Genomic DNA, 14,097 nt, shown 5'->3' with positions numbered 1-14,097 from the left:
GGACGCCGCTCGTTAGGGTCGACGGGTGTACCCGTCCCAGCCGCCCCCGCACCCGCCGTCCGCACCCGCCCCTCCCCCGTACACACCCCACCCGCACGCGGACGCGGCCGCGCACCGCCGCCGGACGGCCCCCTGGAACAGCACCACCCTCCGCGCCGTCGCTCTGATCTCGCTGCTCGCGCTCTCCGGCGTGATCATCATCGGCATGGTCCGCCAGGAGACCGGCACCGAAGGCTTCCTGGTCGGCCTCGGCCTGGCCGTCTTCCCCGTGCCGCTCCTCCTCGCGGCGTTCTGCTGGCTCGACCGCGTCGAGCCCGAGCCCTGGCGCAACCTCGCGTTCGCCTTCGCCTGGGGCGCCTGCGCCGCCGCCCTGGTCGCGCTCCTCGCCAACGGCTTCGCCACCGACTGGCTGGCCGCCAACATCGCCTCGGCATCGCCCTCCGAGGCCGAGGCCTGGGGCGCCACGGTCATCGCCCCGGTCGTCGAGGAGGTGGCCAAGGCCGCCGCGGTCCTCTTCCTCTACCGCTTCCGCCGCAACGACTTCGACGGCGTCACGGACGGCATCGTCATCGCCGGGATCACCGCCACCGGCTTCGCCTTCACCGAGAACGTCCTCTACCTGGGCAACGCCTTCGGCGAGGACCAGTCGATGGGCCACTCCGGTCTGGACTCCCTCACCGCCGGCGCCTTCTTCTTCCGCATCATCGTCTCCCCCTTCGCCCACCCGCTCTTCACGATCCTCACCGGCCTCGCGTTCGGCATCGCCGCCACCCGCTACCCCCGCCGCCGCGCCGCCCGCATCGCGCTCGCCCTCCTCGGCCTCCTCACCGCCGTCCTCCTGCACGCCATCTGGAACGGCGCCTCCTCCCTCGGCGACCCCGGCTTCCTCATCGTCTACGGCCTCTTCATGGTCCCCGCCCTCCTCGCCCTCACCTGGCTGGCGATCTGGGCCCGCAACCAAGAACTGCTCTCCCTGCGCGGCTACCTCGCCCCCTACATCACCGCCGGCTGGCTCACCCCCACCGAGCCCGCCGCCCTCTCCTCCCTCAAAACCCGCGCCCTGGCCCGCGACATCGCCCGCACCACCCAGGGCCCCGCCGCCGCCCGCGCCGTCACCGAGTACGCCACCGTCGCCACCACCCTTTCGTTCCACCGGCGGCGGGCTCATCTCTTGGGACCTGCACCCGACTTCTTCAGCCGGGAACAGCACTTGCTGCTGCATCTTCGGCACTACCAGCAGTGGGGGCGGGCGGCGTTGGTGGATGCGTGGGTGACCAGGGAGCAGTCATGCGGCTCCGGCGACTCGCCTTGCCGCAGCAGATGACGTCTGCTCTAGCCAGGCCCGACCACAACCGCTCCCCCAGGCCGATGCTCCGCTGTCCGCAACGACCCCTATCTCCCTCGACAGTGGTGTACGAACCATCTGTACTGGGCAACTAGCCCTGGTTTATGCATGGTCCACCCACACCTGAGATCGAGGGAAACACCAAGTTGTCCGAGCCCCAGCAGGAACGTGCTACTCGCTTCATGGAGGCGCTTGCCTCCCTGCCTCTTCATCGCCCGTCAGGTGAACCATCGAGGGATCAGCCCATCGCGCTCCTCTGGGCGATCAGCCGTGCGGCCGAAGGTGCAGACCGCCTCACCTCATGGAACAAGGCAAAGACAGACCTTCGGGCCATGCTTACCGAATACGACACCATAGATTCACACCCGACACCCGAGAGCACTTTTCTAGAGTTGCACCAATTCCCCTTCTGGGAGATTCTCGGCACGAATGACGAGGCACCAGACTCCAGGGATCCTGACGCAGTTACATGGCTTGCCGAGCAAACACCCGAGGCCGGGCTGGAGACCTCGCTGCACGAACAGCTCGCCTCAGATAAGGATCTGTGTCGGGATGCAGTAAAGCTGCTTCACGAACAATACTTCCAGGACCATCGCCTTGATCTGCTGCTTCTGGAAGCAGGGCTCCCGGCGAAGGAATTTGACGGATTCGGCGCCCCTCCCCACGTACGCGTCGGGGATACCTTCAAGAGGCGGCGGACACTGGCACGAGCAAGGGTCCACCGTCCCACCATGGCCGGAATCTGCGGAACGCGAGCGAGCGGCGCCGAGTCCATCGTCGTATCCGGAGGTTACGAAGACGATGAAGACTATGGCGACGAAATAATCTACACGGGGCAAGGGGGGCGAGACGAGAAAACGAAGAAGCAATGCAAAGATCAGGAACTGACCCTAGGAAATGCAGCGTTGGTCACCAGCTACTCCACTGGGGCACCTGTGCGCGTGATTCGCGGCTCGGGCGGTGACCGTCGACACTCGCCAGCTGCTGGACTCCGGTACGACGGCCTCTACCGAGTAGAGGAGTGCTGGTCCCAACGCGGCGAATCGAACTTCCTCGTATGGCGCTATCGACTCCGCGCCATCGGCTCCGTCGACAAACAGGCCGCCACGAACATCACGCGCTCCTTCCCGGCTGGCAATGCCACCCCCGGCCGCAAGGAAACCTCCACCCAGCGCATCATCCGAAGCACCAAGGTAGCCGACTACGTAAAGAAGATCCACGCATACGCTTGCCAAGTATGCGGACTGCGCATTGAAACCCCTACGGGCGCCTACGCTGAAGCTGCACACATTAAGCCACTCGGTCACCCGCACGACGGCCCCGATGAGATCGATAACGTTCTATGCCTGTGCCCAAACCACCACACGGCCTTCGACTTCGGAATGCTGATCATTAACGATGACCGTTCCGTTACGCAACGAGGCTCCGAACCTCGAACCTACCAACTACGCGAGATCCCCGGACATGTCATAAACGCCAAATACCTCGCGTATCACCGAGACCACCACGAAAACATAAACGTCCCGACCGAATAGCTTTCCATACCCCCTCCCTGGCATCCATTTGCGAGAGAGGGGGTACGCCCCCATCAGCGCCGCCCCGTCATCACCCCTAACCCGCGACGCCGCACTCACCCTCGAAGAACATTTGCGCATAGTCGAGAACCGTATCGGGATCACGCCCCTGCGCCTGTAGCCAACGAAGGACTTCAGCAATGAGACCGACAGCCGCCGCCTCCTGGGTAACGAAGTGCAGCGGCCGTCCTTGGGTTGCCCGACCCGGCATGCCCTGACTGGAGGACGGGGGTACTTCTGCTCCCGGAGATTGCGGGCCGTCCGCGCCTCGGACCTGAGCCGTGCACGATGCACTGATCTCACACCAGGTGGTTTTGCCGTGCGCGGCAGCCGTCACTCCCCAACGGTCCGCCATGGCCGCCACCAGGCCCAGCCCTCGCCCAGTTTCCGAGGTAGGCGCGACACCCAGGAGCCTTGGGAACCGACCACTCTCCGCATCCCGAACGGAAATGCGCAGATGCGCATCCCTCACCATGACCGACAGGACAGCGGCAGCCCCTTCACCTACATGGTTGATGACGTTGGTGGCCAGCTCGCTGACGCAGAGCTGCGCCGCATCAACCACTCCCGAAAGTCCCCACCGTTCGAGGTAGAGGCTCGTCAGACGGCGTAACTCGGCCACCCCTGCCGGCCTCGCGGTGAAGGGGTGGACCCACTCCGTACTCGACATGCGGTGGGTGGCATTCATCTGGCCCAGCTCCTTTGCTTGCCCACGACCCCGACGTCACGTCTGGCCATCAGGTGATGACTCTCAGTTCCTCTGGGTGCGATAGTGGCAGCGCGTATCCCTTCATGCAATGTGCACAGCGGGATTCGCTCTATCGAGTGATTGGCCCGTACCTGCTCTCGCAGCAAGAATGAACGCCCGCCAAAACAAGGAGAGTTGCCGTGGCCGGTTCGCCCACCGCTCGTCGTCGCCGACTTGCGATCGAGCTGAAGAAGCTCCGTGAGGACCACGGACTCACCTGCAACCAGGTGGGCGAGTCGCTGGACTGGAGCGGATCCAAGGTCAACCGCATGGAGACCGGCCAAGGGCGCGTCCAGCCGTCAGACATTGAGGCGCTGTGCCGCTTCTACAACACCACTGACGAGCTACGCGAACTCCTCAAGGACCTTGCCAAGCACTCCAAGATGCGGGGTTGGTGGCACGCGTACGGCAGCGCTGTACCCACCTGGTTCTCCGTATACGTCGGCCTTGAACAGGCAGCCTGCAGCTTGCGGACCTACGAGGCCGAGTTCGTGCCTGGGCTACTACAGACCGCGGATTACGCCAGGGAGCTCCACCACGCTACGGCCCAGCCAAGTCCAGACGACGTCGAGCAGATGATCGCCGTGCGCATGGAGCGACAGGCACTCCTCACCGCTCCTCAGGCACCAGATTTGTGGGCGATCCTGCACGAGAGCGTCTTGCGGCATGCGATCGGGAGCCGGGAGGTGATGCAGGCCCAGTTCGAACGCTTGCTGAAGATGGCGCAATCGAAGAACGTCACGGTCCAGGTACTGCCGTTCAACTCGGGTAGCTACCCGGCAACAGGGGCGTACACGATGTTGGGGTTCCCTGAGCAAGAGGACCCGGACATCGTCTATCGCGATGGCCTGACAGATGCTGTCTATCTGGAGCAACCCAGCGACATCGCGCAGTATGCAAAGGCATTCGACAACTTGCGGGCACTGTCCTTGAGTCCGCAACAGTCCAGTGCCCTCATTACCGAAGCGATGCAAGGACTCACCTGATGACTCACACAGCGCCTCTCGTCTGGCACAAGAGCAGCTACAGCAACGGCTCTGGCGGCAACTGCATAGCGACGGCGACACCCGACGGATCCACCGTCCTGGTCCGAGACACGAAGGTTCCCGGCGGCCAGATACTCAACTTCACCTGCGGGGCATGGCAGGACTTCGTCGCCTGCGTGCAGCACCCGGACTGGAACGTCCGCGCCTAGCGCGGTGCATCACACAGAGCAACGTCCGAGTCCCATGGACTCTCCACGTAGGGTCGTCACAGTTGTCCCCTGATGTGGAGGTTTCCGTGATGGCCGGCGTACCGACGAGTGTGATCGCAGCAACCGGCCTGGTAGGCGGCTACGCCACCGCCCGCTGGACCAAGAAGCGGCCGCTTGGCGGGGTGGTGCCGGCTGTGGCCGGGGCGGTGGCGGGCAAGGGATGGCAGGAGAAGGCGGGGAACGCGACGGCGGCGGCGCTGAGTGGGGCGTACATGGCGGCGTTTGCCGGGTCGCATCCGTTGGCCAAGAAGATCGGGGCCTGGCCTTCGGTGTTTGCGGTGGCGGGTGGGGTGGCGCTGGCGTCGTGGGTGGCGGTCGACCGCCGGAAGTAGAGCGGGAGCAGGGCGTGGGGAGGGGGCGGGCCCCAGGGAGTGGCCCGCAGGCCCGCCACCCCGGCCCGCCACTCCCTGGAACCCGCCCCCTCCCCGTCTCTCCGTTGGTTCAGGCAGAAGCCTCGTTCAGAAGCCTCAGTTCCGCCTCCGTGAGCGTCAGGTCGCCCACCGCCAGCAGCGCCGGCAGCTGCTCCACCGTCCGGGCGCTGGCGATGGGGGCCGCGACGGTGGGCTGGGCGGCGAGCCAGGCGAGGGCGACGGTGGCCGGCTCGGCCTCGTGGGCGGCGGAGACGGTGTCGAGGGCCTGGAGGACGCGCCGGCCCCGGTCGGTGCCGGCGTACTTGGCCGCGCCGCCGGAGCGGGCGCTGTCGACGGTGGTTCCCGGGCGGTACTTGCCGGTCAGGAAGCCGGAGGCGAGGGCGTAGTACGGGACCGCGGCGAGGCCGTGGCGGGCGGCTGCGTCGGCGAGTTCGCCCTCGTAGGTGTCGCGGGAGACCAGGTTGTAGTGCGGCTGGAGGGCGACGTAGCGGGCCAGGCCCTCGCGGGCGGAGAAGGCCAGGGACTCCTCCAGGCGCTTCGCCGAGATGTTGGACGCGGCGATCTCGCGGACCTTGCCGGCCCGGACGAGGTCGTCGAGGGCGGTAAGGAACTCCCCGACCTCGACCGATTCGTCGTCGTAGTGGGTGTAGTAGAGGTCGATGTAGTCGGTGCGCAGACGGGAGAGGGAGAGATCGACCGCGGACTTGATGGTGGCGGCGGACAGGCCCTTGAAGTCCGGGTGGGCACCGACCTTGGTGGCGATGACGACCTCGTCGCGGTTGCCGCGGGCGGCCAGCCAGTTGCCGAGGACGGTCTCGGATTCGCCGCCCTTGTTGCCGGGGACCCAGGCCGAGTAGACGTCGGCGGTGTCGATGAAGTTGCCGCCACCCGCGACGTAGGCATCGAGCACGGCGAAGGATTCGCTCTCGTCGGCCGTCCAGCCGAAGACGTTGCCGCCGAGCGACAGCGGGGAGACCGAGAGCGAGCCGAGGGACTGACGATTTCGGGGGGTGTGTGTCGCAGTCATGTGTGGTGGCAACGTCGAGGGGAGCGGAGTTATTCCTTCCGCTCCCCTCGAACGCTCCCCTTGAACGCTCCCGGCACCCCACGACGCCCCGGGACACCCCCCGGCCCCCCCGGACGCCAACTTCCGTCCGGCATACGCCCGTTGAGGCCGTGCCTCACACGTCGAGACCGCGCGTCACACGCTGAAGGCCATGCGTCACACCTTGATGCCGTGATCGCGCAGCCACGGCATGGGGTCTATCGGATCGCCGGCGTCGGGGCGCACCTCCAGGTGGAGGTGCGGGCCGGTGACATTGCCGGTGGCGCCGACGCGGCCGATGACATCGCCCGTGCTGACCTTGCCGGAGGTCTTCACCATCGAGGACAGATGGCAGAACCAGAGTTCGGTGCCGTCGTCGAGGGTGAGGACGATGCGGTAGCCGTACGAGCCGGCCCAGCCGGCCTGGGTGATGGTGCCGGAGTGCACGGCCTTGACGGGCGTGCCGGTCGGCGCGGCGAAGTCCTGCCCGGTGTGGTCCGCGGCCCAGCGGTCGCCGGCCTGGCCGAAGCTCGCGGTGAGCGTGAACGAGGAGACCGGAGCGATGAAGTTCTTCGCCAGCTTGGCGAGGCGGGCGGCCTCCGCCTTCTGACGGGCCGCTTCTTCGGCCTCGCGCTTGGCCTCCAACTCGGCCGCCTTCTTGGCTGCTGCGGCCTTTTCGGCCGACTTCTGGTGGGCGTCGGCTGCCTTCGCGGCCGTCTGGACAGCAGTGTGCTCGGCGGCCTCACGGGCCTCCTGCTCGGCGGCGCCCTGCTGCGCGTCGGCCTGCTGGAGGATGCGGCTGCGCAGCGCCTCGCCGGCTTCCGAGCCCGAGTCCGAGGCCGTGCCCGCGTCCGAGTCCGAAGCCGTGTCCGAGTCTGTGCCCGCGTCCGATATGAGGTCACCGACGCCGGGGAGCGACTTGGCGTCCGGCAGCTTGTCGGCGAGGTCGTCGGCCATTCCGCCGACGTCGGGCATCGAGATCGGAACCGGAGGGCGGCCCTCGGCCGTGGCCATTCCGCCGGCACCGACCGCCGCGATGACGCCGACGCCCAGGACCGTGCCACCGCGGGCGAGCCCGCCGCCGCGCTGCTTGGCCACCCGGTGCTTGCCGCGGACCGAGCGGACGGAATCCTCGGTGGGATTCCATTCCTCCCACGGTCCGTCTTTGATGTTGTCCGCATCACCGGGGCCCGGGAAGGCACCTCGGTCATCGAGGTCGTAGGCGGACGGACCCTCGGGGGCAGGCCTGTTGGACGCCACGGGGGCGCTCTCCTTTCCTTCCTTCTCGCCTACCGGGTTAGCTGACGGGTTCGGAGCAGGAAGGTCTCCTACGGGCGCCCGCTGGCGGAGAGCGTCCGATTCACCCCAAGGAAGTGGTTCCCCGGTTCCCTTGGTGCAGTTCGAGGTGCTGGAGGTGCGTGAAAAGCGCGTGCGGGATTCGGCGTCTGCGCACGGTGCCGCCTCTTGCGACGGCTGGGACGACCGCGCTGCGTTATCGGACAGTAATAGAGAACGCAGTCGGATTCCAAGCCTTCCCGGGATTTCGTAGCGGCTTCGCAGGAGCTTTGGCGTGGACTTTTTCGGCCAGCACGGCCACAAACCGGGCGAGTTGACCGTCCACTCCTAAACGATCTCGCGGCGATTGTGCACCAGTCGTTATGCGGAGGGGTGCCCCTCGGTTACGGAACGTGAGAGCAGTAACGTCGGATCATGGCCGTCAACGTCGGGAACACCGGGAACACCCGTCACGTCGAGCGCGCCGTTGTCGGCACATGGGGGTTGGCGGAGCGGTACCGGGAGTTCTCCTGGCGCCAGGCGCGGGGGCGGTCCGCGGCGCATGAGGAGCTGAGCGCGCGGATCAGCCAGGACCCGGAGCTCTGCGATCTGCTGTCGGGGTCGCTGCCGGCCGGCGGCGCACAGCGGCCGGAGCTTCTGCTCGCCGCCGTCCGCTATCTCGACGGCCCGCACGCCGAGCTCGGGCCGCGCGGCGAAACGGCGTACGGCCGCTGGCGCGAGTGGACCGTACGGCACTGGAACGAGGTGCGCGCGGTGATCATGCAGCGCTCGCCCCGGACCGATGAACCGGCCCACTGCGCGACGCTGCTGCCGCTGCTCGCCCGCCTGCCGCAGCCGCTGGCGCTGCTGGAGGTCGGCACGTCGGCGGGGCTGTGTCTGCATCCCGACCGCTATCGCTACCGCTACCTGCGCCCGTACGGGGACGACGGGGGAAGCGGCGCCCGTCGCACCGAGGCAGAGGCGGAGGCGGAGGCGGAGACAGAGGCGGAAGCAGGGGCGGAAGCAGGGGCGCCGGAGAGTCCGCTGGTGCTGGAGTGCCGTACGGGGTGGACGGCCGACGAGCTGCCCGGCCGGGACCGGATGCCGCAGATCGTCTGGCGGGCCGGCATCGGCCTCGACCCGCTCGACCCGGCCGCCGACCCGGACGATCTGCGCTGGCTGCAGGCGCTCGTATGGCCGGGCGACGAGGAGCGGGCCGCGCGGCTGTCCGCAGCCGTCGAGGCGGTACGGCCGGCGCCGCGGCCACGGCTGGTGCGCGGCGATCTGCTCCACGAACTGCCCGCGCTCACCGCCGAGGCGCCGCCCGGGGCGACGCTGGTCATCTTCCACAGCGCCGCGCTGGCCGACCTCGCGCCCGCCCGCCGCGAGGAGTTCGCGCATCTCGTACGGTCGCTGCTGCGCGGACGGCCCGGCGGCGGGCACTGGATCTCCCACGAGCACCCCTCCGTCCTGCCCTGGATCCCCGCACCGGCGCACCGTTCGCCGCACCCGGACGAGGCCCGGCTGCTGACCCTCGCCCTGGACGAGCGCCCGGTCGCGCTCACCGGCCCGCACGGTGAAAGCCTGCACCGGCTCCCGGGGACGGAGGGCGCGGCGCAGGGCCTGGCGTAGGGACCTGACGTAGGGACCACTCCTAGGGCCTTCCCTAGGGTCTTCCCTACGGCCTGCCGCAGGGCATGACGAGTGTGCCGGGGCTACGGCCCTCCCTACGTTCTCCCTACGCCCTCATCGGCCGCTGCACCGCCAACAGGGCCATGTCGTCGGCCGGTGCGCCCCCCGTATGCCGTGCGACATCCTCGACGAGCGTGTCCAGGAGGGCGTCAGGACCCGGGAAACGACGGCCGCGCAGTCTGCTCGCCGGTTGGTAGAAGCGGCCCAGCAGGTCCCTGGCCTCGGTCACCCCGTCGGTGAAGAACAGCAGCAGGGCACCGGCAGGGAAGAACGTTTCGTCCGACCGGTCCGGCCAGCTCGCCACCTCGCTCATGCCGAGCGGCAGCGCCGGCACCGCGGGCACCAGCTCACGCAGCCCGCCGTCCACGGTGAGCAGCAGCGGGGACGGATGGCCGCGGTTGAGCACGCGCAGCACGGACTGCCCGTTGGCGGGGATCTCGGCGAGGACGGCAGTGGTGAACCCCTCGAACTGGTCGAGCCCCGCGCGCCGTCCGCCCTCGCGCTGCAGCGCCCGCTCCAGCCGGCCCGCCACCGCCTCCAGCGTCGTCTCCTGCTCCGCCGCCTCGCGGAAGGCACCGATGACGATCACCGCGGCCTCCACCGCCTCCAGCCCCTTGCCCCGTACGTCGCCGACAATCAGCCGTACACCGTGCGGGGTGTCCTGCACCGCATAGAGGTCGCCGCCGATCCGGGCGTCCGCCCGCGCACCCACGTAGCGCGCGGCGACACCGAGACCGGCGAGCCGTTCGGGGGGCGTGGGCAGTACGGCGCGCTGGGCGGCCTCCGAGATGTCCCGTACGGAGGCCAGGTGGGCATCGCTCCTCTGGACACACCGGTTGAGGCCGAGGGCCAGCAGGGCGACCACGAAGACCATGGCGCTCTCCGCCACGGACTCCTGGTAGTCCTCGATGGCGCCGCGGTAAGTGACGGCCCAGATCTCGCCGAGCACGGCGGCCAGGGACGTGAAGGCGGTACTGCGCAGGGAGGAGAGCGACGCGGCGATCAGCGGGGCGGCGCAGAAGAAGGGCGCGGCCGTATAGCCGGCCGGCGTGACGACACCGACGACGAGGCCCCCGGCGATCAGAAGGGCGGGAAGCAGGCGCACCCATCGACGGCCGGACAGCTCCGGCCGCCGGCCGCGGCGCACCTGCCGCCCTCCGTCGTCCCTGGGGCGCGCTTCGTCCTGGAGCATCCGCACCGGCCTTCTCCCACTCCCGCCCGTCCGTACGAGCACCGAGGTGGCGGCCGCGTCGACGTCCCCAGCGTTTCCGCTACGGCGCCGCGCGGCGAATCCTCGGGGGCCGGATGGGTCACGGCGGGGCCGGGGCCGGCCCCGCCGCCCACCCCTGCGGGTTGGACATGACGGGCGCGGTCACCGGGTCCGAAGAGACCGTGTCGAGGGCTCGGGGCCTGCCTCAGGGCTGTGGCCCCTCAGCGAACCTCCGGCCTTCTCACTCCGGCCAACGCCACGCCCGTTCGGGGAAGTCGTCGATAGGGGCCGCGACGGTTTCGGCGAGCGACAGGAGATCCTCGTAGGTTCTGCGTCCGTACGTCCACCCGATCATGCGGCTCCCCTCGATGCGCCACCCGAGCCGAGCGTCGTGCATGACCCGCTCCAGGGCAGACGTGTGGAGGAGAGCTGCGAAATCGGAATCCTCCGAGCAGCACTGGACGAGGTGGGCGCCGATCTCTTTGAGGTCCCTGTGCCAGCCTGATGTGCGCGGGAGTGCGGGCCGCTTTTGCCGCCCGGTCGGCACCAGTCGGTTGCTGGTGAAGGCGGTGGCCGGGAGGGCACGGGGCAAGGAGAGCACGGCCACGGAGTACGTCACGGTGACGATCGCCCGGTTGCTGCCGCCCGTGCGATGTCCTGGTGTGTTTCCAGTGGGTGTGGAAGGCGTCGGCAGCGGCGCCGGTCCAGTTGTCGCCAAGCCGGGTGACCTCGTGGTCCTGGGTCTCGACCGTGCTCTTCAGGTCATGGGCCATGTGCCGCGAAAAATGCTCGTGCGCCCTTGCAGTCCCCCATGGTGACGCCGTACATGACCGGTGCGCCCGGCCAACGTAGGCAGACCACGCCGCGAGATGGGGTCCGCCAGACATCGATTTGACGGCCCATTGACGCGATCCAGAGAGCCAGCAGACGACTTCGTGGTGCAGGGAACGTCCCTCGCATGATCGCCCGCCCCTCGGGCCGGCAGCGGCCCAGCAGACCCCGTTCCAAGGCCCCGGGACAGACAGCGGCCCCGCGGCCTGGACACTCCGTTCCAGACAGCGGGGCCTTCGCCTTTGTGGGCCATCAGGGGCTCGAACCCTGAACCAATGGATTAAAAGTCCACTGCTCTGCCAATTGAGCTAATGGCCCGCACCGAGCAGCATAGCCCGAGGATGTGCCGCAGCCCGAAGGCATTAGGGATCGGGCTGCCCGGCGGGGTGCCGCGGGGCCCGCCGGCGCACCGCGCGGGGCGCCCCGCTCACCCCTCAACACGCAGGGCCCGTACGGCACTTGCGTGCGTACGGGCCCTGCGGATCAGCGGATGTGATCAGCCGTTGCGCTTCCAGCGCGGCTTGTCGTCACGGCGGCCGCCGGAGCCGGTCGTGGCGCCACGGTGGTCGTCACGGCGGCCGTACGGACGGTCGCCGCCGGAGCGGTGGCCACCGGCGGACGGACGGCCGCCGGAGCGGTCGTCACGGTTGAACGGACGGTCGCCGCCGCCGGAGCGGTAGCCGCCGGCGGACGGACGGCCGCCGGAGCGGTCGTCACGGTTGAACGGGCGGCTCGGACGGTCGCCGCGGTCGCGGTTGAAGCCACCACCGGAACGGTCGTCACGGCGGTCGCGGTTGAAGCCACCACCCGAACGGTCGTCACGGCGGTCACGGTTGAAACCGCCACCCGAGCGGTCATCGCGACGGTCACGGTCGAAAGAACGGCCACCGGAACGGTCGTCACGACGGTCGCGGTTGAAGCCACCACCCGAACGGTCGTCGCGACGGTCACGGTTGAAACCGCCACCCGAACGGTCATCGCGACGGTCACGGTCGAAAGAACGGCCACCGGAACGGTCGTCACGACGGTCGCGGTTGAAGCCACCACCCGAACGGTCATCGCGACGGTCACGGTCGAAAGAACGGCCACCCGAGCGGTCGTCACGACGGTCGCGGCGGTCGAAGTTGCCCCGGTCGTCACGGCGCTCGTCCGACGCTCCGGCCTGGGCCGGTACGGCGGCCTCGGCGGCGGCCTCGGCCTCGGCGGTGACGGCCGCGGCGGCAAGCGCCTCGGCCGGGTCCTCGCCCCGCTCACGGGCGGCGCGGGCGGTCAGCCGGTCGGCCTCCTCGCGCAGCTCGGTGGCGCGGCGCTGCAGGCGCTCCAGCTCGCGGGTGACCTCGGCCACCTCGCGCTCGGCCTGCTTGGCGGAGTTGTTCGCACCGTCGGCCTGGACCTCGGTGAGCGAGCGCGCACCGGTGATCCGGGCGACGTCCTCGTCGAAGGCGCCGGAGCCGCCGACGATGTGGCGCGAGGCGTCCACGCCCGCGTCCTCCATCAGGCGGAAGATCTGGCGGCGCTGGTGCGGCAGCGACAGCGAGACGACGGTGCCGGACTGGCCGGCGCGGGCGGTACGGCCCGAGCGGTGCAGGTAGTCCTTGTGGTCACCGGCGGGGTCGACGTTCAGGACCAGGTCGATGCCGTCGACGTGGATACCGCGGGCGGCGACGTCGGTGGCGACCAGCGCGTTGACGTAGCCGTCCTTGAAGTCCGCGAGCACCCGGGTGCGCGCGCCCTGCGTCATACCGCCGTGCAGCGCGTCGGCCTTCACACCGGACTCGACGAGCTGCTCGGCGATGCGGTCGGCGCCCAGCTGGGTGCGGACGAAGATGATGGTGCGGCCCTTGCGGGCGGCGATGGCGGCGGTGACCGGCGCCTTGTCCTTCGGCTTCACGACGAGGACGTGGTGGGTCATGGTCGTGACGTTGCCCTGGGCGCTGTCGACCTCGTGGCTGACCGGGTTGGTCAGGTAACGCTTGACCAGCGTGCCGATCTCGTTCTCCATCGTGGCGGAGAACAGCATCCGCTGACCGCCGGACGGCACCTGGTCGAGCAGTTCGGTGACCTCGGGCAGGAAGCCCAGGTCGGACATCTGGTCGGCCTCGTCGAGGACGGCGACCTGGACGTTCTCCAGGGAGCAGGCGCCACGGTTGATGATGTCGCGCAGCCGGCCCGGGGTGGCGACGAGGACGTCGACGCCGCGCTCCAGGGCGTAGATCTGGTTGCCCATGGACGTACCGCCGCAGACGACCTTCATCTTGAGGCCGAGGACGTCGCCGTAGGGCTGGAGCGCGTCCGCGACCTGCATCGCGAGCTCACGGGTCGGGGTGAGGATGACGGCGCGCGGCTTCTTCTTCTCGGTGTGGCCGCCGGTCAGCGTGGCCAGGGTCGGCAGACCGAAGGAGAGGGTCTTGCCGGAGCCGGTGCGGCCGCGGCCGAGGATGTCCTTGCCGGCCAGCGCGTCCGGGATGGTCGCGGCCTGGATCGGGAAGGGGGTGGTCACGCCGTTCTGCGCGAGCTTGCGGACGACGCCCTCGGGCAGTCCGAGGTCGGCGAAGGTGACGGTGTCGGTGGCGGCCTCGGCCGCGTCGGTCTCGGGGGCCTCGTCGGCCGCCGTCACCTCGGGGACCGTCTGCTCGTCGATTGCGGGCATGACGGACTGCTCAGTGGAAATGGACATGCGAAATGCGAAACCTTCCGGAGTCTCGGCACGCGCCCAAACTCCGTGTGTTTCACACGACCGCCTCTATGCGG

12 protein-coding genes, 1 tRNA gene and 1 riboswitch are annotated in these 14,097 nt (G+C 69.0%); of the genes, 6 read left to right on the top strand and 7 right to left on the bottom strand.

Translation table 11 applies throughout. The annotated features are described in order from the left end of the window. The first annotated feature begins 25 nt into the window (after positions 1–25). Together OHS81_RS19460 and OHS81_RS19455 are read left to right on the top strand one after the other, a co-directional pair. On the top strand, positions 26–1,324 hold the full coding sequence (locus OHS81_RS19460; protein ID WP_328385998.1) for a PrsW family intramembrane metalloprotease: 1,299 nt from the start codon (positions 26–28) through the stop codon (positions 1,322–1,324). Between the two features lie 167 nt (positions 1,325–1,491). After that, positions 1,492–2,880, top strand: a complete 1,389-nt coding sequence (locus tag OHS81_RS19455; protein ID WP_328385997.1) for a YDG/SRA domain-containing protein — start codon at positions 1,492–1,494, stop codon at positions 2,878–2,880. A gap of 76 nt (positions 2,881–2,956) precedes the next feature. Here OHS81_RS19455 and OHS81_RS19450 read toward each other — a convergent pair whose 3' ends face one another. Beyond that, the gene (locus tag OHS81_RS19450; protein ID WP_328385996.1) at positions 2,957–3,607 is read right to left on the bottom strand and encodes an ATP-binding protein; all 651 of its coding nucleotides are present in this window, start codon (positions 3,605–3,607) and stop codon (positions 2,957–2,959) included. A gap of 200 nt (positions 3,608–3,807) precedes the next feature. On the opposite strand from OHS81_RS19450, the gene OHS81_RS19445 reads away from it, so the two are divergent. The 3 genes from OHS81_RS19445 to OHS81_RS19435 all read left to right on the top strand — a co-directional run bounded on the left by OHS81_RS19445 (position 3,808) and on the right by OHS81_RS19435 (position 5,254). Continuing rightward, a complete protein-coding gene (locus OHS81_RS19445) occupies positions 3,808–4,653 on the top strand; it encodes a helix-turn-helix domain-containing protein (protein WP_328385995.1) in 846 nt (281 codons plus the stop codon). Beyond that, entirely contained in the window at positions 4,653–4,862 is a 210-nt protein-coding gene (locus OHS81_RS19440; protein WP_328385994.1) for a DUF397 domain-containing protein, read from the top strand. Before OHS81_RS19445 ends, OHS81_RS19440 begins: the two co-directional genes overlap by 1 nt. An 89-nt stretch (positions 4,863–4,951) precedes the next feature. Next, positions 4,952–5,254 (top strand): hypothetical protein, encoded by a 303-nt coding sequence (locus tag OHS81_RS19435; protein ID WP_328391263.1) that lies wholly within the window; start codon positions 4,952–4,954, stop codon positions 5,252–5,254. Between the two features lie 109 nt (positions 5,255–5,363). Here the strand turns inward: OHS81_RS19435 and OHS81_RS19430 are convergent, their stop codons facing one another. Next, positions 5,364–6,320, bottom strand: a complete 957-nt coding sequence (locus OHS81_RS19430; protein WP_328385993.1) for an aldo/keto reductase — start codon at positions 6,318–6,320, stop codon at positions 5,364–5,366. 195 nt (positions 6,321–6,515) lie between these two features. After that, on the bottom strand, positions 6,516–7,598 hold the full coding sequence (locus tag OHS81_RS19425) for a M23 family metallopeptidase (protein WP_328385991.1): 1,083 nt from the start codon (positions 7,596–7,598) through the stop codon (positions 6,516–6,518). Positions 7,599–7,609: 11 nt separating this feature from the next. Then, positions 7,610–7,756: riboswitch (cyclic di-AMP (ydaO/yuaA leader) on the bottom strand. Positions 7,757–8,048: 292 nt separating this feature from the next. Between OHS81_RS19425 and OHS81_RS19420 the strand changes: the two genes are divergently transcribed. Further along, positions 8,049–9,245 carry a DUF2332 domain-containing protein gene (locus tag OHS81_RS19420; protein ID WP_328385990.1) on the top strand — a complete coding sequence of 399 codons (1,197 nt, stop codon included), beginning with the start codon at positions 8,049–8,051 and terminating at the stop codon, positions 9,243–9,245. 106 nt (positions 9,246–9,351) lie between these two features. Here the strand turns inward: OHS81_RS19420 and OHS81_RS19415 are convergent, their stop codons facing one another. From OHS81_RS19415 to OHS81_RS19400, 4 genes are all read right to left on the bottom strand, one after another. Continuing rightward, positions 9,352–10,497 (bottom strand): PP2C family protein-serine/threonine phosphatase, encoded by a 1,146-nt coding sequence (locus OHS81_RS19415; RefSeq protein WP_328385989.1) that lies wholly within the window; start codon positions 10,495–10,497, stop codon positions 9,352–9,354. 259 nt (positions 10,498–10,756) lie between these two features. Next, a complete protein-coding gene (locus OHS81_RS19410) occupies positions 10,757–11,134 on the bottom strand; it encodes a hypothetical protein (RefSeq protein WP_328385988.1) in 378 nt (125 codons plus the stop codon). Between the two features lie 457 nt (positions 11,135–11,591). Further along, a tRNA-Lys gene (locus OHS81_RS19405) sits at positions 11,592–11,664 on the bottom strand. Positions 11,665–11,842: 178 nt separating this feature from the next. Further along, positions 11,843–14,023, bottom strand: a complete 2,181-nt coding sequence (locus tag OHS81_RS19400; RefSeq protein WP_328385987.1) for a DEAD/DEAH box helicase — start codon at positions 14,021–14,023, stop codon at positions 11,843–11,845. Positions 14,024–14,097: the final 74 nt, after the last annotated feature.

This window comes from Streptomyces sp. NBC_00400 (assembly GCF_036048035.1).
Lineage (GTDB): Bacteria > Actinomycetota > Actinomycetes > Streptomycetales > Streptomycetaceae > Streptomyces.
The sequence above is the reverse complement of the archived record's forward strand: the minus strand, read 5'-3'. Positions and strand labels throughout refer to the sequence as shown.